Below are 23172 nucleotides of genomic sequence, written 5' to 3' on the forward strand. Positions count from 1 at the left end.
CCCCCCCCCCCCCCCCCCCCCCCCCCCCCCCCCCCCCCCCCCCCCCCCCCCCCCCCCCCCCCCCCCCCCCCCCCCCCCCCCCCCCCCCCCCCCCCCCCCCCCCCCCCCCCCCCCCCCCCCCCCCCGCCGCCTCCTCACCCCATAACCCCCACGGCCGCCATGACCGCCATGACGCCACGGCCCCCATGACCGCCGTGGCCGCCACGGCCGCCGTAGTCGCGTGGCCGACGTGGCCGATGCGCCGGCGGTGTTTGGCGTACGCCTGTGGCGCCCGCGACCGAGGGACGCGGGCGCCACAGGCTCCTGGGGTCACGGCGTGACGGTGACCTCCACCGGTGGTGCCGTGCCGATCCGGACGTGCAGGGTGATCGGCTTTCCGGCGAGGAGTGCCGTCCGGGCCTCCCCGCGGAGGTTGAGCTTCAGGTCCCGGGTCCGGCCGGGCTGGAGCGTGACCTGCTTGCCGTCGACCCGGTCGCCGTCGTGGGTGACGGTGACCTGCTCGCGGCACTTCTCCTCACCGGCGCAGACCAGGGTGAGCGTCGCCCGGGCAGGAGCGTTGCCCGGTTTGACGGTGGCTGTCACGGTGTCGTCGGCCAGCGTCATCCCCGGGGTCCCGGGCTGCGGCGGGAGGAGCGGAGCGGTGTAGCGCTCGGTCTCACCTGAGGTGTTGAGCGCCAGGGTCGTCCCGGCCGGCCGGGCGAGGCGCATGGTCAGTGTGCCGTTGCCCTGCTCGTCGAGCCGGATCTCGGCGAGGTAGGCGATGTCGTCCTCGCCGGGAGCCGACGGCGACGCGCCGGCCTCCAGCACGAGGAACGACAGCTGTGACCCCGCCGCCCCGGCCCCGGCGGACACGGCCACGGTGACGGCCCCGTCGGCCACGGTCGCCGAGTGGCGGATCCCGCTGTCGTCCACCCGAAGAGCCGCCGGAGCCGCCGATGTGTCCTGCGGGGCCCCGGGGGCAGCCGGAGCCCCGGGGGCAGCGGGAGCCTCGGAAGCGGCGGGAGCGGCGGGAGTCTCGGGGGCGGCGGGGGCGCGGAGGACCGGGTGGCCGAGGCCGGCGTCCCACTGCCAGGCCGCGGCGAGGTCGAAGCCGAGTTCGCCGGACCAGAAGGCGGGCGTGGCGGCCTCGTCCCGGGTGGTGGTGGCGGCGTTGAGGGTGGCCGGGCCCGTCGCGGTGTCGGCCTGGGTGGTGGCCCGGACGGTCTCGGCCGCCCAGTTGTTCTCCAGCGTGGCGACGTGCCCCGCACCCACGCGCCCCAGGAAGCGGTGTGCCCAGGACGGCGCCGAGACGGCCGGGTTGAGTGCGATCGAGTCGCGGATGACCGTGCCTGTGTAGGCGTACCCGGCCACGCCGCCGTCGTTGCGGGAGTCCGCGCGGACGGAGCCGGTGGCGAAGACCCGTTCCGTGGTGGACCCGGCCAGGGCCACGCCGATCACGCCGCCGGCCTCGGTGGCGCGTACGTGCACGTCAGCCGTGGAGTAGGCGTCACGGACGACGCCCTGCGAGTCGCCGACGAGGCCGCCCGCGCGTGAGCCCGCGGTCACCGAACCGGAGACCCGCACCCGCTCGATGGTGCCGGTGCTGGTGGCGGCCAGGATGCCGGCGCGGGCGGCGGTGGTGGTCACCACGGCGTCCACCAGGGCGAGATCGTGCACGTGCCCGGAGACCTGGGTGAACAGCGGGGAGGTCAGGCCCTTGACGGTGTGCCCGCCGCCGTCGAACTCGCCGGTGAACGGCCGCGGCAGGCCGGTGAACGGCTTGCCGGTCAGGTCGAGGTCCGCGGCGAGCGCGTAGTCGTAGGACGGGTGCTCACCCATCACGGTCAGGTCCTCGACGCTGTCGACGAGGTGGAAGCCGCGCGGGTCCGTCGGCAGCCGGGGCGCCGGGGCCGGTTCGAGCGTCTCGGGCGCCACGCGCAGGGTCGGCCGCCCGGCGGCGTCGTCCCACTGCCAGACGGTCGCGAAGTCCCAGCCGCGCGCCTCGTAGAAGCCCTGCCGCTGGATCTCCGACGGGGTGACCACGTTGCCCTTCTGGTTGCCGGCCGCCGGCGGGTCGGTCAGCGTCTGCCCGCTGATCGGCACGGCCCGGCTGACGTGGTTGTCCTCCAGCGTGGCGGTCTGCCCGGCGTAGACGCGGCCCACGATGGCGTGCGCGTAGCTCGACGCGGTGATGTTCGCGTTCAGGGCCACGGAGTGGCTCACCCGGGTGTCGGTGTAGCCGTAGGCGGCCACGCCGCCCGCGGACGCGTTCTGGGCGGAGACCACGCCCGTGGCCAGCACGTTCTCGGTGACGGACCCGCCGGTGGAGACTCCGACGACCCCGCCCGCGTACTGGGTGGTGACGCGCACGTCGGCCGTGGAGACGCTGTCGCGCACGGTGCCGAAGTGGTGGCCGGTGATGGCGCCGGCGTAGCTGTGCGCGGTCAGCGTCCCGCCGGCGCGCACCCGCTGGATGGTGCCGTGGTTCTGGTCGGCGACCAGGCCGGCGGGGGTGCGGTCGGTGGTGACGTCACCCCGCACCACGAGGTCCTCGATGGTGCCGTGGTTGTCGGCGAACAGGCCGGGCCCCTGGCCGGTCAGGGCGGCCAGGCCGGAGACGGTGTGGCCGTCGCCGTCGAAGACGCCCGTGAACGTGGTCGCGCGGCCGAGCTGCGCGCGGGTGGCGCCCGTCAGGTCCAGGTCGGTGGTCATCCGGTAGTGCCCGGCCGGGTCGTTGTCGACCTTGGCCAGGTCGTCGGCGGAGTCGATGAGGTACGGCGACTCCGCGGTGCCCTCACCGGCCAGGCCCTCGCGCACGGTCATGACCGGTTGCAACGGCCTGCCCGAGGCCGCGGAGTCCCACACGTACAGCTTGACGGTCGAGCTCGGCGCCACCGGCAGCGGCGTGCCGAAGCGGACGTACTGCTCGCGGCCGAGGTGGTCGAGTGTGACGCCGGCCGTGCGCACGTCGATCAGCCGCTGCTGCGTGTTGTCGTACGTGGCCGCCATGACGGTGGCCTTCTCCAGGCTGCCCGGGTGCGACAGCAGGCCGATGCCCGCCAGCTCCCGGTCGTCGATCTCGGCGGCGGAGACCTTCCAGGAGCCGTGCGGCTCGGTGACGGTCACCTCGTCGACCAGCCGGCCGTCGATCGTGTACGTCGACAGCTTCAGCCCGGAGCCGGTCGCCTCCAGGACGCCGCCCATCTGGACGTTCTCGTCGAAGACCTTGTCGTCCCACCAGAACCGCTGGTTGTCGTAGAACTTCGGGCCGGACGAGCCCATGGTCACGAACGTGGTGCCCGCGGCGTTCTCCTCGGGAGTGCGGGCCAGGCGGCCTTCGAAGATCGTGGCCCGCTTGTAGACGTGGTCGTGCCCGCCGACGTACAGGTCGACGCCGAGCCGGTCGAGCAGGCGGGTGACCTTCTCCCTGGCGAGGTCCATGCCGGCGTCGTCGGCGTGCTGACCGCCGTAGTAGGAGAAGTGCCCGGCGACGACGTTCCACTTGGCGTCCGAGGCGCGCACGTCGCCGACCAGCCAGTCCAGCTGCTCGTCCAGGCGCGCGTTGGAGTTCAGCACGGAGAAGTGGATCTCGCCGCGGTCGAAGGAGTAGTTGCTCTCCCCGATCGCGCCGTTCCCGGGCAGCGCGAACGTGTTCGTGAAGATCGCGCCCGGCTTGCCGCCGACCGCGTCGTAGTCCAGGTCCCCGTAGGTCTCGTGGTTGCCGACCAGGCCCGCGTACTGCAGGTCGAGGCCGGACAGGAAGTGCTCGTGGACCTCGGCCCACTGCTCGCCCCGGCCGCCGCGGTCGACGAGGTCGCCGACCTGGAGCACGGTGCCGCCGCCCGGCCGCTCGGTCTTCAGCCGGTCGAGCACCTTGCCGGGGAGCGCGAGGTCGCCGGTGTTCCCGCCGGGCACCTGGACGTCGCCCAGGATGTAGACCGGCTCGGCGTCGCCGGCGAGGAACCGGCCGCGCACGTCCGTCCAGGCCGACCGGTCGGCGCTGAGGCGGTAGCGGTAGGTGGTGCCGGTCTTCAGCCCGGTCAGGCGGAACTCGTGGGAGCGCAGCGTCCTGCCGGTGATGGAGTGCTGGTAGACCGGCTCGTCGGCGCCGACCACGTCGACCTCGTACGGGCGGTCGTTCACCGAGGTCAGCACCGGTGCCTTGGACCAGTCGCCGGAACCCTCCGGCAGGACCTGCGCGTAGACCTTCCTGACGGCGCGGTCGGTGGTGACCGCGATGCCGGCGGTGCCGGGCTCCTCGCCCACGGTGACGTTGCCTCGGAGGAAGACGGCCGCCGGGTCGGGCCTTCTCTGGGAGACCTGGATCCGGAGCAGCTCGGCGTTGGTGTTGCCGAGGTTGTCGGTGGCCTTCACCACGACGAACGCGTCGTCGTAGGAGCGGATCCGGAAGGCGCCGCCGGCGACGGGGACCTCGCCCGCGGAGTCGTAGACCTCGACGCTGATCGCCGGCTGGGTGCCGGAGTCGTCGGTGGCCGTCGCCGGGGGCAGGCTGATCGTGTCGCCGTACCTCGCCGTGGCGGGCACGCCGGAGACGGTGATCTTCGGGGCGTAGTTGGCGCCGCGGGTGGTCTCGCCGATCCAGATCGGGGCGGAGACCGCGAAGTCGCCGTCCGCCTGGTCGGCGCGGACGTAGAAGAAGTCGCCGTCGCGGACGGCCAGGGCGGCGGTCAGCGTCAGGTCGTTGCCGCCGAGCTTGCCGAAGTCGTGGGCGACGGCGCCGCCGTTGGTGATCAGGCGGGCCCCGGTGAAGGAGTCGCCGTCGTCGGGGTCGGCGAGCCGGAGGTCCACGTTCAGGGTGGTGGTGTCGCCGGGCAGGATCGCGCCCATCGGCTTGTCGTCGCCGCCGAGCGCGAGAACCGTGTTGACGTCGGTCGTCGAGTAGAGGCTGCGCTCCCGCATCGCCGCGTACAGGCCCTTGAGGGAGTGCTCCGCGGCCCACACGCCGGTGATCGACGGGTTGCCCGACACCCAGGTGGCGGAGTGCTCGTCGCCGTTCCACACCGGGGCGAGGTGCCAGCCGGCGTCCAGCGCCTTCTGGAACTCGTTCACCGCACCGGTGGACTTGACCTCGATGAGCTCCATCCGGTCGTCGGCGACCGGGTCGAGGCCCTTGAAGCCGAAGAAGTTGCCCTTGTCCGTCGCGGACGGGTGGTTGAACTGGCCGATCGCGTCCGGGTCCTGCTTGAGGCGGGCCAGGAAGGTGAAGTAGTCGTACTTCAGGTCGCCGGTGCCGAACGCGTTGCCGTAGCCGTCGACGCTGCCCTTCTCGGTCGCCCTGGCCGTGACGTGCCAGTCGGCGTCGAACACGTTGATGTGGCCGGTGCCGTCGTACCAGGTGTTCTCGATCGACGGGACGGCGACCAGCTTGTCCTGTCCGGCGTTGAACTTCCGGGCGCTCTCGTGCAGGTAGCGCCACTCGGCCGAGTCCGCGTCCCGCCAGTCGCCGAGGAAGTCGTCGCCGTTGCGGATGTCCCACATGACGTCGTGCTCGGACACCGTGAAGAAGTCGGCCCCGGTCTCGCCGTGGACGTGCTCGTAGGCGTCCGGGGGCAGCTCGACGCCGTCGCTCACCGAGGTGTGCGAGTGGAACTCTCCGGTGTACAGGGTCTTGCCGAGGTGGGCCGGGCGGTCCTCGGCGGCCGCGGCGGCCGGTACGGGGGCCAGCGCGCCTGCCGCGAGGGCGATCGCGGTGATCGCCCCGGGCCAGGCCAGTCGTCGTGGTGCGCTGCTGCGCGTCATGTTTCTGCCGTTTCACGTGGGTCAAGCGGGACAAAAGTGCCTCCCACACAAACCACGGCGGGTGGAACGATTCGGCTCACACACATGTGCTCAAGGTGAACGAGGGCCGAAACCATGACAACCACCCGCATTGGCGGCCCTTCCGGAGGGGCCGGTGGATGGCGGGGGTGCCGCCCGAGTAGGATCCGGCCGTGCGTGATCCAGACGAGGACGCCCGGCCCGTCCGTGGCGCGGTGCGCGAGATCCACTCCGTGAGCGGCGCGGCGACGCTGCTCTACTCCCCCGACCTCGACGGCCTCGCCGACCCCGGTGAGATCGTGTGGGCCTGGGTGCCGTACGAGGAGGACCCGTCGCGCGGCAAGGACCGCCCGCTGCTGGTCGTCGGCCGCAGCGGGCGCAGGCTGCTGGCGATGATGCTGTCCAGCCGGGGCGACGACGGCCCCGGCTGGCTGGAGATCGGCGCGTGGGGCCGCGACGGGAAGGTCTCCCACGTGCGGCTGGACCGGGTGTTCGCGCTGGACGAGGACGACATCCGGCGCGAGGGCGCGGTGCTCGACGCCGACCGGTTCGCGCGGGTGGCGGCCGTGCTGATGAAGACCTACGGCTGGGCCGCCGGCCGCTGACTCACGGGCGCGCCACCCGCCGCCCGCTCAGGGGTGCAGCCAGTGCGGGTGCCGGCCCGGCGGGTGCAGGTGGTAGTCGGGCGCGCCCTCCAGGGCCGTCTCCTCGCCACCAGGCGTGTACGTGACGATCAGGCGGAGCGGTCGCCAGGTGGTGTTGTACGTGGAGTGGAACACCCCCATCGGGATGTGCACCGTGTCGCCCTCGCGGATGGCGAACGGGTCACCGTCGTCGACCATCTGCTCGGCCTCACCGGAGATCACGTAGATGACCTCCTCGGCGTCGGGGTGGTTGTGGCGGGCGTGGCCCTGGCCCGGGTTGACGATGACCTCGCCGAGCGTGCTGGCCGATCCGGGGATCAGCGCCGGGGTCACGAACCATTTGATGGAGCCCCAGCCGAAGGTCATCGTGGGCACCTTGTCTGGATTTATCAGCATTCAGAGCTCCAGGTTCTTGAAGGCGGTCACCTGGTCGGTGATGGCCCGCTCGGTCGGGAGGCGCTCGACGGAGGAGGCGCCGAAGAAGCCGGCCACGCCCTTCGTCCGCGACAGGACGTACTGGGCGTCGGCGGGCTCGGCGATGGGCCCGCCGTGGCACAGGACCAGCACGTCGGGCCGGACGGCGGCGGCCGCGTCACGCATGGCCTGCACCCGGGCGACCGCCTCGTCGAGGGTGAGCGCGGTGCCGGCGCCGATGCTGCCCTTGGTGGTGAGGCCGACGTGCGGCACGAGCACGTCGGCGCCCGCCTCGGCCATGGCCCGGGCCTGGTCCTCGTCGAACACGTACGGGGCCGTCAGCAGGTCACGCTCGTGCGCCAGCCGGACCATCTCGATCTCCAGGTCGAAGCCCATGCCGGTCTCCTCCAGGTTCTGGCGGAACACCCCGTCGTACAGGCCGACGGTCGGGAAGTTCTGCACCCCGGCGAAGCCCATTGCCTTGAGCTGGTCCAGGAAGACCGGCATGACGCGGAACGGGTCGGTGCCGCACACGCCGGCCAGCACGGGCGTGTCGCGCACCACCGGCAGGACCTCCGCCGCCATCTCGACGACGATCTGGTTGGCGTCGCCGTACGGGAGCAGGCCGGCCAGCGAGCCGCGCCCGGCCATCCGGTAGCGGCCCGAGTTGTAGATGATGATCAGGTCGGCGCCGCCCGCCTCGGCGCACTTGGCCGACAGGCCGGTGCCCGCGCCCGCGCCGATGACCGGCCTGCCGTCCGCCACGCCGCGGCGCAGCCGTTCGAGTGCCGTTCCCCGGTTCACCGGTGGCCTCCCATCAGTTCGTGGAGCCGGCCGGCCATGGCGCGCCCGAACTCCGGATCGTTGATGTGCAGGTCGAGCCGCACGGTCGAGGGGTGGGCGGCCAGCGCGTCGAAGCACGCCTCGTCCGCCTGCGGATCGTGGAAGGGCATGCCCTCGGCGTCCAGCGCGGACACCCCCCGGGCCGGGACGAACACGTCCGCCGGCCCGGTGGCCGCCGCGAGCTTGGCGGCGATCCGGCGGCCCAGCTCGGCCATCTCCTCCCGCGTGGTGCGCATCAGCGTGACGGCCGGGTTGTGCGCGTACAGGGTGCGGCCCTCGAACCGGGCGGGCACGCTGTCGCGCGGCCCGAAGTTCACCATGTCGAGCGCGCCCGGCGCGACCACCTGCGGGACGCCGTGCCGGCCGGCGGCCGTGAGCCGGTCGGGGCCCGCCGACAGCACCCCGCCGACCAGGTCGTCGGCCAGTTCGGTGGTGGTCAGGTCGAGCACGCCGGCGAGCATCCCGCCGGCTGCCAGCCCTTCCATCGCCCGGCCGCCCGCGCCGGTGGCGTGGAAGACCAGCACCTCGTAGCCCAGTTCCTCCAGCCGGGCGCGGGCGGCGTCGACGGCCGGCGTCGTCACGCCGAACATCGTCGCCCCGACCAGCGGCCGGTCGGACGCCTCCGGCCGCTGCGCCCGGTAGGCCGGCGCCATCCCGGCGACCGCGGCGGCGGCGTTGCCGAGGATCGCCCGCGAGACCCGGTTGACGCCCGCCACGTCGACCACGCTGTACATCAGCGTGACGTCCTTCGCGCCGACGTACGGGGACACGTCGCCCGACGCCATGGTGGAGACGATGACCTTCGGCAGCCCGACCGGCAGGTCGCGGACCGCCCGCGCGGCGATCGACGAACCGCCGCTGCCGCCCACGGCCAGCACCGCGGCCACCCGCCCTTTTGCGTGCAGCCCTGCCAGGACCGCCGCGGCGCCCTCCCCCATGGCGGTGACGGCGGCCCCCCGGTCGCCCGCCGCGCGCAGCGACGCCAGGTCGGCGCCACCCGCGGCCGCCACCTGGTCGTTCGGGACGTCGACCGGGTACGACACGCCCGGGTCGCCGGTGCCCGCGTCGACCACGACAACCTCGCGGCCGAGCTCGATCAGCCTGTCACGCAGCCATCCGTATTCCCGCCCCTTGGTGTCCAGGGTGCCGATCAGTACGACTGTCATTCTCCGACGTTAACCCGGCTGCGATCATTGGGGCATGCGTGTTGCAGTGATCGGGAGCGGCATCGTCGGCGCGGCCGCCGCCTACCACCTGAGCGGCCGCGGCGTGTCCGTGACCGTCGTCGACGGGGCATACCAGGGCGAGGCTACGCAGGCCGGGGCGGGCATCGTGTGCCCATGGGTGGACCACCCGGACGACGACGACTGGTACCGGCTGACGCGGGAGGGCGCCCGCCACTACCCGGCGCTGGTGGAGGCGCTGGGCGAGGACATCGGCTACGCGCGCGTCGGCGCGCTGCTGGTGGCGGAGGAGCCCGCCGACCTGGAGCCGGTGCGCGCCCTGCTGGCGCGCCGCCGGGCGGGGGCGCCGGAGATGGGGGAGGTCACCGACGTGCCGTCGCCGTCGGCCCTCTTCCCGCCGCTCGCCGAGGACCTGGTGGCGCTGCACGTCGCGGGCGCCGCCCGGGTCGACGGCCGCGCCGTCCGCGACGCCCTCCTGCACGCCGCCGTCGCACGGGGGGCCGAGGTGCGTCCCGGCACGGCCATGCTCACCCCCGCCGGCCAGGTGCTCGTCCGCGAGACCCGCGACGCCGACTCACGCGGCCGCCCCCTCGGCCGCCACCCCGGAACCACCGCCCCGGACGCCGCGCCGGACACCGCGCCGGACACCGCGCCGGACGCCGCCGCACCGGGGACCGCCGGGCCGGGGACCCCGGCCTCGGGGGCCGCCGGGTCCTGGCGGCAGGGTGCCCCCCGCCCGCAGGCGCCCGCCGCTCCCCTGGAAGGCACCCTGGAGGTGGCGCAGGGGAACACGGCCGGCGGCACCGGCGGCGGCGGTGACGTCGGGGTGGTGCTGGAGGCGGACGTGGTGATCGTGGCCGCCGGGGCGTGGGCCGGGGAGGTGTGCCGGCCGCTCGGGGTGGAGTTGCCGGTGTTCCCGAGGCGCGGCCAGATCCTGCACGCCGCGCTCGACGGCGTCGACACCGCCTGGTGGCCGATCGTGCTGCCGCGCAGCGGGCCGTACCTGGTCGGGTTCCCCGGCTCGCGGGTGGTGGTGGGCGCGACGGTGGAGGACGTCGGGTTCGCGCCGAGGGTGACGATGGGCGGCCTGGACGAGGTGCTCCAGGCGGGGCTGCGGGTGGCGCCCGGCCTGTTCGGGGCGACGGTGACGGAGGCGCGGGTGGGGCTGCGGCCGGTCTACGCGCCGGGGCCGCCGCTGATCGGCCGCCTCACCGACCGGGTGGTGGTGGCGACCGGCCTGAGCGCGTACGGGCTGACGGCGGGGCCGTTCACCGGCCGGATCGCCGCCGCGCTGGCACTGGGCGAGGAGCCGCCCATCGACATCACCCCGTACGGGCCCGCGGGCGTATGATCGTCGTTCCCCCACCGTGCGCGAGTGGGGGAGACGGCGATGCGCCCGTTCCTGGTTGTGGGCCTGGTGCTGCTGACGGCGGGGTGCGGTGCCGCGGTCCCGCCCGCCGGTCAGGCGGCCCACGGCGAAAGACCCGGCGCGCTGGGCGCGGACGACGAGCGGCCGGGCAGGCGTGAGGGCCGGGCTCCGGCGGCGCCCGGCGAGGCCGTCGCGGTGCCGCGGTCGGCGTCCGGGCGCTACGAGGTGGTCGGCGGGAGCGAGGCGGCGCGGAGCGGTCCCGGCGAAGCGGTGCGTTATCTGGTGGAGGTGGAGCGCGGCCTGCCGTTCGACGGCCGCGCGTTCGCGGCCCAGGTGCACCGCACGCTGAACGACCGGCGCGGCTGGACGCGGTTCCGGCGCGTCGCCCGCGGCCCGGTGCGGCTGCGGGTCGCGCTGTCCAGCCCGCGGCTCACCGACCGCCGCTGCCGCCCGTTGCGCACCGGCGGTCACCTGTCATGCTGGAACGGCACCCGCTCGGTCATCAACGCGCTCCGCTGGGCCCGGGGCGTCCCCCAGTACGGCGGCGACCTGGCCGCCTACCGCCACTACCTGATCAGCCACGAGGTGGGCCACGCCCTGGGGCACCGGCACCGCGCGTGTCCCGGTCCCGGCCGGCTCGCCCCGGTGATGGTCCAGCAGTCGAAGTCGCTGGGCCGCTGCCGCCCCAACCCGTGGCCGCACCCCGGACGGTAGACCGGGCCCTCCCCGGAGAAGACTGATGATCGCAACGCGACGACGAGAGGGGCTCACGTCATGCCGACGATCACGACAGGAAAGATCAGCGGACTGGAGGACGACGGCGTCGCCGTCTTCAAGGGCATCCCGTACGCGAAGAGCCCGTTCGGGGCGCTCAGGTTCGCGGCGCCGGAGCCGGCGGACCCGTGGGAGGGCACGTTCGAGGCCACCCGGTTCGGGCCGCCGCCCCCGCAGCCGGCGATGCTGCCCGGCCAGCGGCCGTGGGATCCGGCCGGCGGGCTGGACGTCCTCACCGTCAACGTGTGGACGCCCGACGCGGGCGGCTCCGGGCTGCCGGTCATGGTGTGGCTGTACGGGGGCGCGTACTGGATGGGGGCGGCCGACTGGCCGGAGTACGACGGCGCGCGGCTGGCCCGGCACGGGGTGGTCGTGGTGACGCTGAACTACCGGGTCGGTGTGGAGGGGTTCGGGCAGATCGACGGCGCGCCGGCCAACCGGGGGCTCCTGGACCAGGTGGAGGCGCTGCGCTGGGTGCGGGAGAACATCGCGGCGTTCGGCGGAGATCCGGGCAACGTCACGATCTTCGGCGAGTCGGCGGGCGCCGGTTCGGTGGCCGCGCTCCTGGTGATGCCGTCGGCGGCCGGGCTGTTCCGGCGGGCGATCGCGCAGAGCGTGCCGGGCCCGTTCCTGTCCCCCGGGCTGGCCTCGCGGGTGACCGGGGCGGTCATGGCCCGGCTGGGCGGCGGTTCTCCGTACGAGACCACGCCGGAGGCGCTGGTGGCGGCGTCGGCGGCGTTCGCGCGCGAGGACCTCGTGCGGGAGCGCGGGCGGTGGGGGCAACTGGCGTACGTGGGCATGCCGGTGGCGCCGGTGGTCGACGGCGAGGTGCTGCCCGACACGCCGTGGAACGCGCTGGCCGCCGGGGCGGGCGCGGACGTGGAGCTGATCGCCGGGTACAACCGCGACGAGTTCCTGACTTTTCATGCGATGCGGGGTGAGCCGCCGAACCTGGCGGGCGTGCTGAAGGCGCTGGCCCCCGACGGCGCGGACGCCGTCTACCGGTCGGCCCTGCCGGAGGCCTCCGACGAGGACCTGTACGTGCGGGTGATGTCGGACTGGCTGTTCAGGATGCCGAGCACGCTGCTCGCCGACGCGCATCCCGGACCGGCGTACGTCTATGAGCTGACGTGGGCGCCGACGCCGATGCTCGGCGCCTGCCACGGGCTGGACGTGCCGCTGGTGTTCGGCGCGACCCGGGGTGAGATGGCGGGCATGATGACGGGCGGCTCGCCGGACCTGGAGCCGATGTCGGAGCAGTTCCGCACGGCCTGGACGCGGTTCGCCGCCACCGGCGACCCGGGCTGGCCGCGTTACGAGCCGACGGCGGCGACCACGCATCTGTTCGACGTGGAGCCGTCGGACGTGGACGACCCGGAGGCGGCCTCGCGGGCGCTGTGGTCGAAGACGGGGGTGACGGTGGTCGACTGATCCCCGCTCAGCCGGCGTCCCTGAGCCGCTCGGCCCCGACCCCTCTGAGCAGGGTGTCGACCAGGCGGGTGGCCAGGGCGTCGGGGTCGCCGTGGCTCTGCGCGGCCTCGTGGATCAGCGCGTAGTAGACGCGCCTGGCCCACTCGGGGTCCACGTCGTCGCGGACCACGCCGGCCGCCCGCGCCCTGCGGAACAGCTCCGCGCACCTGTCCTGCACCTCGGCGTGCACCCGGGCCACCTCGGGCCCGGCCGTGGGGGCGCGGCTCATGGCGAAGCCCCAGTCGATCTTCACCCGGAGCACGTTGGCGGTGACCTGGTAGAGCGCGACCAGGGGCGGGGTGGTGTCCGGGTTGGCCGCGTCGACGGCCTCGGCGAAACGCCGGGTGGCCCACTCCGTCATCGCCTCGACCAGCGCCTCGCGGGAGGCGAAGCGCCGGTGCACGGTGGTGCGCGCGACGCCGGCCGCCTCGGCGATCTGCTCCATGCTGGCGGCCGGGTTCCGGCTGAGGACGCGCTCGGCGGCCTCCAGGATCGCGCGGACCGTCCGCTCGGCGTCCGACCTGCGTGCTCGTGTTCCCTGACTCACCCTCCAGACGATACAGGAGCGTACCGCTTCGCCCCTAACTTGCATCATTGGTGTTGCAAGTTCTATGGTCTTCGCATCGAAGTTGTCGCAACTAACGGAAGGGGTTCGTCATGGACCTGCGACTCACCGGGAAGACCGCCGTCGTCACCGGAGCCGGCCGGGGCATCGGGCTGGCGATCGTGAAGGCGCTGCGCGAGGAGGGCATGACGGTCGTGGCGGGAGCCAGGACGCTCACGCCCGAGCTCAAGGAGACCGGCGCGAGCGGCGTCTCCGTCGACCTGTCCACCCCGGACGGCCCGGGCGAGCTGGTCGAGCGGGCGCTGGCCGAGCTGGGCGAGATCGACCTGCTGGTCAACAACGTGGGCGGCGGCGACGGCGGCGAGGGACAGACCGGCGGCTTCCTCGGCTTCTCCGAGGAGCACTGGCGGCTCACCCACGACCTCAACTTCCTCAGCGCCGTCCGCGCCACCCGGGCCGCCCTGCCCAGCCTGCTGCGCGGGCGCGGCGCCGTGGTGAACGTCTCCTCCAACGGCGCCCGGATGCCGCACGCCGGTCCGGTCACCTACACCACGGCCAAGGCCGCGCTGACCGCGTGGAGCAAGGCGCTGGCCGAGGAGTTCGGGCCGCAGGGGGTGCGGGTCAACACGATCTCGCCCGGTCCGGTGCTGACCTCCATGTGGCAGGCCCCGGACGGGTACGGCGCGGCGCTGGCGGGCGCCTTCGGCGTGGCGCACGAGGAGCTGCTGGCCGCGCTGCCGGCCACGATGGGGATGACGACCGGCAGGTTCGTCACGCCCGCCGAGGTCGCCGCCCTGGTGGCGTACCTGGCCTCGCCGCACGCCGCGAGCGTCAGCGGCGCCGACTACGTCATCGACGGCGGCGCGACGAAAACGGTGTGAGGCCGGGAACACCGGCGGCCCCGCGATCAGTTGAGCTGGTGTAACGGAAATTCAGGGGAGAGTGAGCGATGGCAGGTTTTCGGACGGCACGACGCATCCTGGTGGGGGGCGCGGCACTCGCGGCCGCGGGATGGGCGCTCCGGGACGTGCCCGCTGAGCTGGGCGTCCGCCCGCTGACGTCGGGGCCGGAGCGGGCGGCCAGGATCCGGCGCTCGCCGCAGTTCAGGGGCGGCACGTTCGTCAACACCATGCCCGAGGGGTCCGGGCCGATGACCGCGCCGCCGGTGGGCCTGCTGGGCGAGCTGGCCAAGGACAAGGAGCTGCGCCACCCGCCCGGTCCGATCCCGGTGCGGGTCCCCGCCGCCGGCGAGCCGTCCTCCGGGGGCGTGCGCGCGATCTGGTACGGCCACGCCTCCACGCTGGTCGAGATCGAGGGGCGGCGGGTGCTGTTCGACCCGGTGTGGAGCAGGCGGCCGTCGCCGTCGCAGTTCGTCGGGCCCAAGCGGCACCACGAGCCGCCCGTCGCGCTCGGCGGCCTGCCGCAGGTCGACGCCGTGGTGATCTCCCACGACCACTACGACCACCTCGACCTGACGACCGTGCGCGGGCTGATCCGGACGCAGAAGGCGCCGTTCCTGGTGCCGCTGGGCATCGGCGCCCACCTGGAGCGCTGGGGCGTGCCCGCCTACCGGATCATCGAGCTCGACTGGGACGAGGAGGCCCAGGTCGCCGGGCTGCGGTTCGTCGCCACGGCCGCCCGCCACTTCTCCGGCCGGACGTTCAGCCGCAACGACACGCTGTGGGGCTCCTGGGTGGTGGCCGGGGCGGACAGGCGGGTCTTCTACGCGGGCGACTCCGGCTACTTCGAGGGCTACCAGGGCATCGGGGCCGCGCACGGGCCGTTCGACCTGACGCTCATGCCGATCGGCGCCTACAGCCCGGCCTGGCCCGACATCCACATGAACCCGGAGGAGGCGGTCAACGCCCACCTCGACCTGGGCGGCAAGCTGCTGCTGCCGGTGCACTGGGCGACGTTCACGCTGGCGCTGCACCCGTGGGCGGAGCCGGTCGAGCGGCTGTGGCGCGAGGCCAAGGCGCGCGACGTGCCCATCGTGGTGCCGCGTCCCGGCGAGGCCGTCGACACCGCCGCCGCCCCCGCGGTCGACGGCTGGTGGGAGACGCTGAGCTGATCGCCGTACAGTCTCGCCGTACAGTCTCAGGGTGAGCAACCTGGAGACGGACCCGCGTGAGATCCACTGCACCGCCGCGAAGGGTGCCGGCGACGATGCTGCCGGCGCGGAGCTGCTGGAGGGACGGGCGGTGCCTCTCGGCGGGCCGCGCGCGATGGCCGTCAGCCGGACCCTGCCCGGCGTGCGGCGGCGGCTCGTCGGCGCCTGGTGCTTCGCCGACGCCTACGGTCCCGAGGTGGCGCGGATGCGGGTGCCGCCGCACCCGCACACCGGCCTGCAGACGGTGAGCTGGCTGCTGGCGGGCCGGGTGCTGCACCGTGACAGCCTCGGCAGCCTGCGCGAGGTCCGGCCCGGTCAGCTCAACCTGATGACGGCCGGGCGGGGCATCTCGCACTCGGAGGAGTCGCCGCTCGAGCCGCTGCACGGAGTTCAGCTCTGGGTGGCGCTGCCCGGCGGCGAGCGGTGGACGGCGCCCGCCTTCGAGCACCACGCCGCGCTGCCGGTGCTGAGCGGCGACGGTTTCTCCGCGACCGTGTTCATGGGATCGCTGGGCGGCGTCGTCTCCCCCGCCACCGTTCACAGCCCGCTCGCGGGAGCCGAGGTGACGGTCGACGGGACGGCCGAGCTGCCTCTCGACCCGGCGTTCGAGCACGGCCTGCTGCTGCTCGACGGCGAGGTCGAGCCGTTGCGGCCCGGGCCGCTGCGCTACCTGCCGCCGGGGCCGGGCCGGTTGCGGCTGAGCGGGCGCGGGCGGGTGCTGCTGATCGGCGGGGAGCCGTTCGCCGAGGAGATCGTCATGTGGTGGAACTTCGTCGGCCGCGACCACGACGAGATCGTGGCCTTCCGCGAGGAGTGGGCGACGGGGAGCGGGTTCGGGGTCGTCGAGGGCTTCGACGGCCCGCCGCTGCCCGCCCCCGCCCTGCCCGGCACCCGGCTGCGTCCCCGCGGCCGGGTGCGCGAGTGATTCACGACAGCCGCTGGGCCTTGCTGAGCAGCCGCTGGGCCACCACCACCAGCGCCAGGAACGCCCCGCTGACCACCTGCTGGAAGGCCGACGTCAGGTTCCCCACCTGGTTGATGAGGCTCTGGATGACGCCGAGCAGCAGCACCCCGGCCACGGTCCCGGTGATGCCGCCCGCTCCCCCGGTCAGCAGGGTGCCGCCGATGACGACGGCGGCGATGACGTCGAGCTCCAGGCCGATGCCGAGGATGGTGACGCCGGAGGAGAGCCGGGCCGCGTTCAGCGCCCCGGCCAGCCCGGCGAGCAGCGCCGACATCACGTAGACGCGCACCTTGGTACGGGCGACCGGCACGCCCATGAGCGCCGCCGCCTGCTCGTTGCCGCCGATGGCGTAGACGTTCTGGCCGAACCCGGTCCGCTGCAGCAGCACCATCGCGCCCAGTGCCAGCGCGATCGTGACGTACACCGGGTACGTCAGCCCGAGGACGCCGCCCTGGCCCAGCGCGGCGAAGGCGGGGTCCTCGACCAGGTAGGTGGTGGCGCCCTCGTCCGACAGGGCGAGCATGAGGCCGCGCACGCCGAGCAGCCCGGCCAGGGTGACGATGAACGGCGCCATCCCGGTCCTGGCGATGACCAGTCCCTGCAGCAGCCCGACCACGGCGCACACGGCCAGCGGCAGCAGCAGCGCCACCACCGGCCCGTACCGTGACCCGTACGCCGCCAGCACGCCGCCCAGGACGAACAGCGACCCCACGGACAGGTCGATGCCGCCACTGATGATCACGAACGTCATGCCGATCGCGATGATCGCCAGGAACGACGACGACACCACGACGCTGGCCGCGTTCCCGGCGGTGGCGAAGGAGTCGAAGGCCACGCTGCCGACGACCACGAGCAGGGCCAGCACCATGAGCGCGCCGTGCTGCTGCAGGACGCGGCTCACCTGTTCGCGTGAGGTCATCGGCGCTCCCTGGTGGCGTAGACGGCGGCCAGGATGATGACCGCCTGGACCATCTGGGTCCACGACTGCGGCAGGTTGTGCTTGATCAGGGTGGCGGCGAGCAGCTGCATGAGCAGCGCGCCCATGACGGTGCTGACCACCCGGATGCGCCCGCCGGTCAGCGGGGTGCCGCCGACCACCACGGCGGTGATCGCCGACAGCTCGATGAACAGGCCGAGCGAGGTCGGGTCGCTGGCCTGCAGCCTGGCGGTGGCCAGCACCCCGGCCAGCGCCGCGAGCAGGCCGGAGATGACGTACACCAGGAGCAGCACCCGCTTGACCGGCAACCCGGACAGCTCGCTGGCCGTGCGGTTGCCGCCGATCGCCACCACCTGACGGCCGAACGTGGTGCGCCGGACCACGAACACCATGACCAGCGTCAGCGCCGCCGCGATGAGCACGATCACCGGGACGCCCGCCACCGAGCTGCTGCCCAGCGCGATCAGGCCGGGGTTGCGGAACTCGACGAGCTGCGGCACGAGCACGTTCGCCAGGCCGCGCACGCCGACGAGCAGCGCGAGCGTGGCCACGATCGGCTGGACGCCGACGTAGGCGACCAGCGCGCCGCCCGCCGCCCCGGCCGCCGCGCCGCCGACCAGGGCGACCGCCAGCGCGGGCAGCCACCCGTAGCCCAGGTAGAGGACGGCCAGCGAGGCGGCCAGCGCCATGACGGACCCGACCGACAGGTCGATGCCCTGCGTGCCGATCACCAGCGCCATGCCGAGCGAGACGATGACGATCGGCGTGACCTGGACGAGCTGGGTGCGGAAGTTCGACACGTCCAGGAAGTGCGGCGTGAACAGCACGTTGAACAGCAGCAGCGCCAGCACCGCGGCGTACACGCCGTAGTCCTGCGCCCAGGTGTACAGCCGCGGCTTGAGCACGGCGGCGCGGCCGCCGGTCAGCTCAGCCATCGGCCTGATCCGCGATCGTCGCCATGATCCTCTCCTCGGTGACCTCGTCGCCGGACAGCTCCCCCACGACCGCTCCCTCGCGCAGCACCAGGATGCGGTCGGCGCCCTCGACCAGCTCCTCCAGGTCGGAGGAGATCAGCAGCACGCCCAGGCCCTCCTGAGCCAGCTCGTCGATCAGCGCCTGCACCTCCGCCTTGGCGCCGACGTCGATGCCGCGCGTCGGCTCGTCCAGCAGCAGCACCTTGGGGCGCACGGCGAGCCAGCGGGCGAGCAGCACCTTCTGCTGGTTGCCGCCGGACAGCTCGGAGACGAGCTGGTCCGGCGAGGCGGCCTTGATCCGCAGCCTCCGCATGAAGATCTCGACCACCCGGTCGATCCTGGCGTCGGACACCACGCCGCCCCTGGCCAGGGACGGCAGGGCGGCCAGCGCGATGTTCTCGCGCACCGACAGGGTCGGGATGATGCCCTCGGCCTTGCGGTCCTCGGGCAGCAGGCTGACGCCCGCCCTGATGGCCGCCGTGGTGGAGCCGCCGCGCAGCGGCGTCCCGGCGACGAGCACCTGCCCGCCGTCCAGCGGCATCGCGCCGACGATGGCCTTGGCGGTCTCGGTACGGCCGGCGCCCAGCAGGCCGCCGAGCCCGACGACCTCGCCGGGCCCGACCGAGACGTCGACGCCGTCGAGCACGTGCCGCCGGGTGAGCCCGCGCGCCTCCACCGCCGGGGCGCTCCCGGCGGTGGAGGCGGCCGATCGCCGCCGGTCGAACCCGGTCACCCCCCGGGTACGGACCTCGCCCAGGTCGCGGCCGAGCATGAGGGAGATGAGCTTGAGCCGGTCCAGGCCCGCCAGGTCGCCGGTGTGGGCCAGGCGGCCGTCGCGCAGCACGCTCACCCGGTCGCACACCCGGTACAGCTCGTCCAGCCGGTGGCTGACGTACATGACGGCGATGCCGGACTCGCGCAGCCGGCCGATCACCCCGAACAACGTCTCGACCTCGCGCGGCTCCAGGGACGAGGTGGGCTCGTCCATGATGACCACGCGGGCGTCCACCGAGACGGCCCTGGCCAGGGCGACCATCTGCTGGGCGCCGACGCCGAGGTCGCGCAGCGGCCGCCGCACGTCGGTGTCGACGCCGTACCCGGCCAGGACGCGCGCGGCCTCCTCGTACATCGCGGCCGCGTCGATGACGCCGAGCCGGCCGCGCGGCTCGCGGCCGAGCAGCAGGTTGCGGGCCACGCTCATCATCGGGACGAGGTTGACCTCCTGGTAGATGGTGGAGATGCCGGCGTGCTGGGCGGCCATGGGGGTGCCGAACGCGGCGGGCCGCCCCCGGTAGCGCAGTTCGCCGCCGTCCGGCCGGTGGACGCCGGTGAACACCTTGATCAGCGTCGACTTGCCGGCGCCGTTCTCCCCGACGAGGGCGTGCACCTCGCCCGGGTGCAGGGCGAGGGACACGCCGTCGAGGGCGAGCACACCGGGGAAGCGTTTGCTGATCCCCTTGGCCTCGAGTACCGCTTCCAAGTCAGTACGCCTCACCGAGGGCGTCCTCGGCGTTGCCCGAGTCGTAGTCGCGGTCGGAGATGATCACCTTGCCGGGGATGGGCTCCCCGTCGAGGAACTTGCGCGCGGTCTCGAAGGCGAGCGGCCCGAAGCGGGGGTTCGACTCGATGACCGCGTGCAGCCAGCCGTCGGCGATGGCCTGGACGGCGCTGCGGGTGCCGTCCACCGACACGATCTTGATGTCGCCCGGCTCCTTGCCGGCGCCCTTGAGCGCGGTGACGGCGCCCAGCGCCATCTCGTCGTTCTCCGCGTAGATGCCGTTGATGTCCGGGTTGGACTGGATGAGCTGCTCGGTGACCTGCTGCCCCTTCTCGCGGGCGAACTCGCCGGTCTGCTCGAAGGAGATCGTGATGCCGGGGGCCTTCTCCTTGACCCGGTCCTTGAAGCCGTTGGTGCGCTCGGTGGTGACGTTGTTGCCGGGCGCGCCGAGCAGGATGGCGACCTTGCCCTGGCCGGACAGCGCCTCGATCATCCGGTCGGCGGCCCGCCTGCCCTGCTCGTAGAAGTCCGAGCCGATGAACGTCAGGTAGTCGGCGCACGGCTCGGCGTTGATCTGCCGGTCGACGGTGATGATGGGGATCTTCTTGGCGGCCGCCTGCTGGAGCACCGGCTCCCAGCCGTCGGAGTTGAGCGGGGCGATCACCAGGAGCCGCACGCCCTGCGCGATGAGCTGCTGCACGTCGGTGATCTGCTTGGAGAACTGCGACTGGGCGTTGGTGACCTTGAGGTCGGCGATGCCGAGCTTGGCCGCCTCATCCTTGATCGACTTGGTCTCGGCGATGCGGAACGGGTTGGCCTCCTTCTCCGACTGGGAGAAGCCGACGGTGGCGGTCGTGAGGTCGAACTTCTCGCCGCCGAACTTCTCCAGCGTGCAGGTGGGCCCGGCGGAGCCGCTGGGCGTCCGCACGACCTGCTGCCCGGCCGTGCCGCTGGGGGCGGGCGCGCTCTGCGGCTCTTCCTGCTTGGCGCAGGCAGACGCGGTGAGGAGGACGGCCAGCGCCAGCGCCGCCGCCCGGATGGGGGGTTTCATGCGGATTCCTTCCTATCAGGCGCAGGCGGGGCTGATCTCGCCGGTGAGCGCCTTGTTCGCGTCGTGGACGCGCTGGACGTCGGGCTTGGTCACGGCCCGGTCGTAGGTCATGAGGCCGTTGATCTCGGTCTCGACGTCGGTGGTCTGCGTGTAGATGGCGGCGCTGAGGTTCTCGCAGGCGTGCAGGCGGCGCAGCTCCTGGACCATGCCGACGTAGCGGTCGGTCAGGCCCTTCGGATCGGGCTCGACGGCGTAGCCCCAGCCGCCGCCCGTCCAGGTGTGGCCGATGAGCGGCAGGGCGAGGCCGCCGTACTCGCCGATCACGTTGGCGCGGGCGCCGGACGGCTTGCCTGGGTTGCCGGGGCCCGGGTAGATGTGGAAGTCCTTGACGTCGCCGTTGCCACCGTCGACGGCTCCGCAGCAGTTGATCCCGCTCATGTTGTTCACCAGGCGCGACGGGTCCCAGCTCTTGACCAGGTCGGCTACGCGGGCCTGGTCGTACTGCCCCCAGCCCTCGTTGAACGGCACCCACATGATGATCGACGGGCTGCTGCGGTGCTGGTCGACCATCTCCTTCAGCTCCGCCTCGAACTGCGGCCGGCCGGTGGTCCGGAACGCCGAGGGCATGTCCTGCCAGACGAGCAGGCCGAGCCGGTCGGCGTGGTGGTACCAGCGGTCGGACTCGACCTTGACGTGCTTGCGGACCGCGTTGAAGCCGAGCCTCCTGGTCTCCTCCAGGTCGTGCCGCAGGGCCTCGTCGGTGGGCGCGGTGTAGATGCCGTCGGGCCAGAAGCCCTGGTCGAGCGGGCCGATCTGGAACACCGGCTCGCCGTTGAGCGTCATCCGGTTGTCCTGCACGGCCACCGTGCGCATCCCGAAGTAGGACTTCACCTCGTCCCGCCGCACCCGGACCGTCAGGTCGTACAGGAACGGGTCGTCCGGCGACCACAGCTTCGGGTCGGGGACGGGCAGTCTCAGCTCGGCGCCGACCTTGCCCGTCACGCGGCCGACGACGCGGCCGCCGTCGCGGGCGGTGACGACCGCGGTGCCGGAGGAGCCCCGGACGGTGACGCGCAGCGCCTCGCCGGCCACGTCGGGGACGGTGTCGACGCGCTCGATGGCGTCGTCCGGCACCGGTTCCAGCCAGACCGGCTGCCAGATGCCGGAGACGGTGGTGTACCAGATGCCGCCCGGGTCGAGGCGCTGCTTGCCGATGGCCTGGGCGCCCCGGTCGCTGGGGTCGGAGACGCCGACGACGAGTTCCTGCGGGCCTCGGCGCTTGAGCGCGTCGGTCACGTCGACGGTGAACCGGTCGTAGCCGCCCTTGTGCGTGCCGGCCCGCTCGCCGTTGACGTACACGGTGGACTCCCAGTCGACGGCGTCCAGGTGCAGCAGGACGCGGCCGCCGCGCCAGGAGCGGGGCACCTCGAACGTGCGCCGGTACCACATGCGGTCCTCGTGCCGGCCGATCCCGGACAGCTGCGACTCCACCGGGTACGGCACCACGATGCGCTCGGGCAGGTCGCGGCCGATCGGCGCGGCCTCGCCCTCCTCGGCGGGGGCGAACTGCCAGGTGCCGTTGAGGCTGCGCCACTCGTCCCTGACCAGCTGGGGGCGGGGGTACTCGGGCAGCGGGTCGTCCGGGTCCACGTCGCCGGCCCAGCGGGTGGACAGGATGTGGCGGGAGCCGTTGACGACGAAGGCGTAGGGGAAGGCCTCGACAGGGGCGCCGTCGGCATGGGTGAGGCCGCCCCGGCCGTCGTACGAGGCCCGCAGGGTGGAGCCGGCCTTCGCGGGGACCGGATATTTCAGAGCTAGCTCCACCTGATCCTGATTTTTCAGGGTCGCGGAGGTTATCGGCCACTTGGTGCCCGCCACCGTGAGGATCAGGTGGTCGGCGGCGTCCGCGGGCAGCGGGCCGAGCGCCCGGCCGAAGGTCAGCGTGGCGACGTCGCCCGCCTCGTTCACGCTCGCGGACGCCGGGCCCGGCGGGTCGAAGCCCTCGGGCAGCGTGAACGCCGTCGCGGGCACGATCTCCCTGGCCTGGCTCGCGCTCTGCCAGCGCAGCCGCAGATGGGCGCCGCCGAAGTGCTCGAAGTACTCGACCTTGACGTCGTAGGCGCGGCCGGCCTCCAGGGCGATCGGGGTGCCGGCCTGCTCGACGTCCCAGTCGTCCACCCAGTGGTCGATGATCGGCTTGCCGTCCACCCAGAGGCGGAAGCCGTTGTCGCCGATCATGGAGAACGTGTACGTCTCGGAGTGCTCGGGGGTGATCCGCCCGGTCCACCGGACGGCGACGTCGTCCTCCCTGCCGGTCAGCAGCTCGAACACCGGGTTCAGGTCGGCGAACTCCAGGCTCGGGTCCACGACCGTGGCCTTGAGCTCGCCGAAGTCGAGCCGGCCCGGGCCGGTGGACAGGTGGTAGTCGCCGCGCAGCCCGTACCGTTCGGCGGCGGGCCCGGGCGGCTCGGCCACGGCGGGCGGCGCGAGCCCGAGCACGGCCACCAGGACGGCCATCAGTACAGCGAGTGACGTTCGCACACGGGGTCCTTTCACGGGGGGAGATGAAGGATCGGACGAGTCACGTCATCGGTCGGCGATCAGATTCGGACAGAAAC

17 protein-coding genes are annotated in these 23172 nt (G+C 73.4%); 7 read left to right on the forward strand and 10 right to left on the reverse strand.

Annotated features, from left to right (window positions below):
• Positions 1–309: 309 nt before the first annotated feature.
• Positions 310–5739, reverse strand: coding sequence for a metallophosphoesterase (locus ADY59_RS32090; RefSeq protein WP_049570072.1), 5430 nt, complete (start codon positions 5737–5739; stop codon positions 310–312).
• 191 nt (positions 5740–5930) lie between these two features.
• Between ADY59_RS32090 and ADY59_RS32095 the strand changes: the two genes are divergently transcribed.
• Positions 5931–6362, forward strand: a complete 432-nt coding sequence (locus tag ADY59_RS32095) for a type II toxin-antitoxin system PemK/MazF family toxin (protein ID WP_049570075.1) — start codon at positions 5931–5933, stop codon at positions 6360–6362.
• Between the two features lie 27 nt (positions 6363–6389).
• On the opposite strand, the gene ADY59_RS32100 is transcribed toward ADY59_RS32095, so the two are convergent.
• From ADY59_RS32100 to ADY59_RS32110, 3 genes are read right to left on the reverse strand one after another with little or no spacing between them, the layout of a single operon-like run.
• Positions 6390–6767 carry a cupin domain-containing protein gene (locus tag ADY59_RS32100; protein ID WP_231619001.1) on the reverse strand — a complete coding sequence of 126 codons (378 nt, stop codon included), beginning with the start codon at positions 6765–6767 and terminating at the stop codon, positions 6390–6392.
• Between the two features lie 30 nt (positions 6768–6797).
• Entirely contained in the window at positions 6798–7619 is an 822-nt protein-coding gene (locus ADY59_RS32105; RefSeq protein ID WP_049570080.1) for a phosphoenolpyruvate hydrolase family protein, read from the reverse strand.
• Complete coding sequence (locus ADY59_RS32110; protein WP_049570083.1) at positions 7616–8824, reverse strand: Tm-1-like ATP-binding domain-containing protein; 1209 nt, start codon at positions 8822–8824, stop codon at positions 7616–7618. The genes ADY59_RS32105 and ADY59_RS32110 overlap by 4 nt, the downstream gene beginning before the upstream one ends.
• Positions 8825–8858: 34 nt before the next feature.
• Here ADY59_RS32110 and ADY59_RS49100 point away from each other — a divergent pair, with 34 nt between their 5' ends.
• Genes ADY59_RS49100 through ADY59_RS32130 form a run of 3 tightly spaced genes read left to right on the forward strand, consistent with a single transcriptional unit; the run spans position 8859 to position 12416 of the window.
• Positions 8859–10193, forward strand: a complete 1335-nt coding sequence (locus ADY59_RS49100) for an NAD(P)/FAD-dependent oxidoreductase (protein WP_082310566.1) — start codon at positions 8859–8861, stop codon at positions 10191–10193.
• A gap of 39 nt (positions 10194–10232) precedes the next feature.
• Positions 10233–10925 (forward strand): DUF3152 domain-containing protein, encoded by a 693-nt coding sequence (locus tag ADY59_RS32125; protein ID WP_049570143.1) that lies wholly within the window; start codon positions 10233–10235, stop codon positions 10923–10925.
• A 60-nt stretch (positions 10926–10985) separates the two neighbouring features.
• Positions 10986–12416, forward strand: a complete 1431-nt coding sequence (locus ADY59_RS32130; RefSeq protein ID WP_049570086.1) for a carboxylesterase/lipase family protein — start codon at positions 10986–10988, stop codon at positions 12414–12416.
• Between the two features lie 7 nt (positions 12417–12423).
• Here the strand turns inward: ADY59_RS32130 and ADY59_RS32135 are convergent, their stop codons facing one another.
• Positions 12424–13002 carry a TetR/AcrR family transcriptional regulator gene (locus tag ADY59_RS32135; protein ID WP_049570090.1) on the reverse strand — a complete coding sequence of 193 codons (579 nt, stop codon included), beginning with the start codon at positions 13000–13002 and terminating at the stop codon, positions 12424–12426.
• Between the two features lie 110 nt (positions 13003–13112).
• On the opposite strand from ADY59_RS32135, the gene ADY59_RS32140 reads away from it, so the two are divergent.
• From ADY59_RS32140 to ADY59_RS32150, 3 genes are all read left to right on the forward strand, one after another.
• Positions 13113–13901 (forward strand): SDR family NAD(P)-dependent oxidoreductase, encoded by a 789-nt coding sequence (locus ADY59_RS32140; RefSeq protein WP_049570093.1) that lies wholly within the window; start codon positions 13113–13115, stop codon positions 13899–13901.
• Between the two features lie 68 nt (positions 13902–13969).
• Positions 13970–15091, forward strand: coding sequence for an MBL fold metallo-hydrolase (locus tag ADY59_RS32145; protein ID WP_049570097.1), 1122 nt, complete (start codon positions 13970–13972; stop codon positions 15089–15091).
• 31 nt (positions 15092–15122) lie between these two features.
• A complete protein-coding gene (locus tag ADY59_RS32150) occupies positions 15123–16055 on the forward strand; it encodes a pirin family protein (RefSeq protein WP_049570100.1) in 933 nt (310 codons plus the stop codon).
• Between the two features lies 1 nt (position 16056).
• Here the strand turns inward: ADY59_RS32150 and ADY59_RS32155 are convergent, their stop codons facing one another.
• The 5 genes from ADY59_RS32155 to ADY59_RS32175 are packed head-to-tail and all read right to left on the reverse strand — an operon-like array spanning position 16057 to position 23095.
• Positions 16057–17013 (reverse strand): ABC transporter permease, encoded by a 957-nt coding sequence (locus tag ADY59_RS32155; RefSeq protein WP_049570103.1) that lies wholly within the window; start codon positions 17011–17013, stop codon positions 16057–16059.
• The gene (locus ADY59_RS32160; RefSeq protein WP_049570107.1) at positions 17010–17966 is read right to left on the reverse strand and encodes an ABC transporter permease; all 957 of its coding nucleotides are present in this window, start codon (positions 17964–17966) and stop codon (positions 17010–17012) included. Before ADY59_RS32160 ends, ADY59_RS32155 begins: the two co-directional genes overlap by 4 nt.
• Positions 17959–19485 carry a sugar ABC transporter ATP-binding protein gene (locus tag ADY59_RS32165; RefSeq protein WP_049570109.1) on the reverse strand — a complete coding sequence of 509 codons (1527 nt, stop codon included), beginning with the start codon at positions 19483–19485 and terminating at the stop codon, positions 17959–17961. The genes ADY59_RS32160 and ADY59_RS32165 overlap by 8 nt, the downstream gene beginning before the upstream one ends.
• Before the next feature lies 1 nt (position 19486).
• Complete coding sequence (locus ADY59_RS32170; RefSeq protein ID WP_049570112.1) at positions 19487–20554, reverse strand: ABC transporter substrate-binding protein; 1068 nt, start codon at positions 20552–20554, stop codon at positions 19487–19489.
• Positions 20555–20569: 15 nt separating this feature from the next.
• Positions 20570–23095: a PA14 domain-containing protein gene (locus ADY59_RS32175; RefSeq protein WP_197093959.1), complete on the reverse strand. Its 2526-nt coding sequence runs from the start codon at positions 23093–23095 to the stop codon at positions 20570–20572.
• Positions 23096–23172: the final 77 nt, after the last annotated feature.

The organism is Nonomuraea sp. SBT364 (assembly GCF_001083785.1).
Lineage (GTDB): Bacteria > Actinomycetota > Actinomycetes > Streptosporangiales > Streptosporangiaceae > Nonomuraea.

Coding starts and splice junctions, on each gene's coding strand:
- ADY59_RS32090 (WP_049570072.1), bottom strand. CDS start 5,739: ATGACGCGCAGCAGCGCACCACGACGACTGGCCTGGCCCGGGGCGATC.
- ADY59_RS32100 (WP_231619001.1), bottom strand. CDS start 6,767: ATGACCTTCGGCTGGGGCTCCATCAAATGGTTCGTGACCCCGGCGCTG.
- ADY59_RS32110 (WP_049570083.1), bottom strand. CDS start 8,824: ATGACAGTCGTACTGATCGGCACCCTGGACACCAAGGGGCGGGAATAC.
- ADY59_RS49100 (WP_082310566.1), top strand. CDS start 8,859: ATGCGTGTTGCAGTGATCGGGAGCGGCATCGTCGGCGCGGCCGCCGCC.
- ADY59_RS32125 (WP_049570143.1), top strand. CDS start 10,233: ATGCGCCCGTTCCTGGTTGTGGGCCTGGTGCTGCTGACGGCGGGGTGC.
- ADY59_RS32130 (WP_049570086.1), top strand. CDS start 10,986: ATGCCGACGATCACGACAGGAAAGATCAGCGGACTGGAGGACGACGGC.
- ADY59_RS32140 (WP_049570093.1), top strand. CDS start 13,113: ATGGACCTGCGACTCACCGGGAAGACCGCCGTCGTCACCGGAGCCGGC.
- ADY59_RS32145 (WP_049570097.1), top strand. CDS start 13,970: ATGGCAGGTTTTCGGACGGCACGACGCATCCTGGTGGGGGGCGCGGCA.
- ADY59_RS32155 (WP_049570103.1), bottom strand. CDS start 17,013: ATGACCTCACGCGAACAGGTGAGCCGCGTCCTGCAGCAGCACGGCGCG.
- ADY59_RS32160 (WP_049570107.1), bottom strand. CDS start 17,966: ATGGCTGAGCTGACCGGCGGCCGCGCCGCCGTGCTCAAGCCGCGGCTG.
- ADY59_RS32170 (WP_049570112.1), bottom strand. CDS start 20,554: ATGAAACCCCCCATCCGGGCGGCGGCGCTGGCGCTGGCCGTCCTCCTC.